Raw genomic sequence first — 2287 nt, forward strand, 5'->3', positions numbered from 1 at the left:
AGTTATTTACACAAAATTATTGACGCTCCCAACATCGACGATTTGGATGATAATATTATATTAATGGAGGAAGCTTTTAAAAAGATAATTGAGTAATTATATTTACATTTTACAAATTTTATATAGGAGGAAAATAATTATGGATTCGGGATTTTTATGGAATATAACAAGTACAGTGTTGGCATTATTTATACCAATTGCTACATTTTTATTTGAAAATGAGAATGCTGTTGATTGGGATAAAATGGTAGTATTTGATCAAGTTATAAAAATAAAAAAACTGTCTTTTGGACTAATATTGTTAACATTGCCTTTACTTTTCTATCAAACAAATTCAGCAAGTAATGAGTTTTATAGAAAACTTAACTGTATAGTACTTCTTTTATATGTAATCGGCATAAGCTTATCTATTCTATCGTTAGTTAGGTGCTATTTTTGGATTATTAACAAGCGTACTTATTCAAAAAACAATTCTAGTGAAACCGTTAAATATAGAACAGAATGTAGGAAAAGATATATTAGTAACTTATCCAAGAATGAAGCTGTTCAGAAAGAAATATGGTCTCTCATATGGAATTCAGTGGATCAACATGGAGAGATAGAAGAAATCGATCTGATGGATATGTATATAGATCAATGTGAAGAAAATAAAGACTATGAAAAAAAATTAAAATTTATGTCTATCTTTTTCACTAGTATAGACATGAATAAATTTGATGAAATAAATACGTACAATACTATCGATTATGATGTTTATGAGCGTTTATCCAAATTTATTTATTCCGAAATAAAATGTGTGTATCTTGAAGGAAAGAATATAGATATAAAAAAAGTAAATGATTTTTTCGATATCTATACAAAAAACTCTATTTTTAATTGGAATTCTAGTAACAGATATAATCAATTCCTATCACAATTTTTAGAAGAATTATCTGGAGAAGAATATAGATTATTCCTAAATAATAATATTTTAAAATTAATATCTTATGCCAAGAAAGCTAATAGCCTATCTTTAGTAGATAACTTAGATAATCTTTTACCCGATAAACTTATTTATGATGAGAATGAAGATAATTCACAAAAACAAATAATTATATTTGAATTGTATTTAAAGTGGCTTAGCAGCCTGTCAGTGTCACCAGAAAGCAATGATGATGATAAATATTTTGCGAACAAACTGTTTCAATTTATATTTCCAGACTATTCTTCAATGCCATTTTTTACATTAATAAATTTTATGCTGTATGTTAAAGAACACTTAGGATATGATGATTTAGTAGAAATGATAAAGGCATATGATAAAGAACCTTATCCATTCAAAGGAATCAATACTGGTTCAGATATGGCTATGATTTCAGGCGAAACTGTAGAAGAAATTCTAGCTAATTACAAAGAACAAAATATAAAAACTCTGGAATTAATTAAAAAGAATATAAAATACTATGATCCTTTACTAGCGAATAAAGAAAATATTGATGAGTTATTAAATGCAATTGCTGATTCTGATGTTAGATCTCCTAGAATTGATGAGTTAAAAGAAGAAATTTTAATGTATAAAGAACTTTTTTAATTCATTTGATTACTGTTATACTCAATATCATTCTTAATTCTGTAAATAGTTTGTCTAGTAATATTGTAGTTTTTAGCAATTTTTGAAATAGCTATGCCCTCATTTAAATCCTTAACGATGTTTTCATAAACTAAACGTCGTTGAGGATTTTTTGTATCTGCACTATAGAGTTTTGGACGACCTTTATAGACGCCATTTGCTTTTGCAATTTTAATGCCTTGCGCCTGGCGTCGTTTAGATTCGGTACGCTCTTGCTCTGCAATCATGGCCAAAATTTGGATGATTAAATCTTTAATGAATTTATCCAAAAGAGGATTGCCAATTGCTTCAGCCATGATCGGTAGACTGGTGATGATCAGCTGCACGTTTTTCTTCTTTAGGTAATTGACTGAAGCAATGATTTCGTCGTAATTTCTTCCAAGTCGGTCGATTGCTTCGACAATAAAAATATCTTGGTCTCGGACAAACTCTAAAGCTTCCTGGAAAATCGGTCGATGAGTAATCGTTGCTCCAGATTGTTTCTCGATGAAAATTTTTTCTGCGCCGAACTTTTTCATTTCTTCAATTTGGCGTTGCTCATTTTGATCAATCGACGAAACTCGAATATAAGCAATTTTCAAAATTTTTACCTACTTCCTCAAACTATTTAAAATACACTCAAAATCAACACTAATTTTTTTATACACTATGATTTGTCAAATTAAGCTAGAATAAAAT

Annotated in this window: 2 protein-coding genes; one reads left to right on the plus strand and one right to left on the minus strand. The window is 28.5% G+C overall.

Translation table 11 applies throughout. From position 1 onward, the window contains the following. Positions 1–139: 139 nt before the first annotated feature. Positions 140–1570 carry a hypothetical protein gene (locus HMPREF2731_RS00070; RefSeq protein ID WP_002362390.1) on the plus strand — a complete coding sequence of 477 codons (1431 nt, stop codon included), beginning with the start codon at positions 140–142 and terminating at the stop codon, positions 1568–1570. Here the strand turns inward: HMPREF2731_RS00070 and HMPREF2731_RS00075 are convergent. Then, on the minus strand, positions 1567–2190 hold the full coding sequence (locus HMPREF2731_RS00075) for a recombinase family protein (RefSeq protein ID WP_002318498.1): 624 nt from the start codon (positions 2188–2190) through the stop codon (positions 1567–1569). The two genes, HMPREF2731_RS00070 and HMPREF2731_RS00075, sit on opposite strands and share 4 nt — an antisense overlap. Between the last annotated feature and the right edge of the window lie 97 nt (positions 2191–2287).

Source organism: Enterococcus sp. HMSC072F02 (assembly GCF_001837725.1).
In the GTDB taxonomy this organism is placed as follows: domain Bacteria; phylum Bacillota; class Bacilli; order Lactobacillales; family Enterococcaceae; genus Enterococcus_B; species Enterococcus_B lactis.

Coding starts and splice junctions, on each gene's coding strand:
- HMPREF2731_RS00070 (WP_002362390.1), top strand. CDS start 140: ATGGATTCGGGATTTTTATGGAATATAACAAGTACAGTGTTGGCATTA.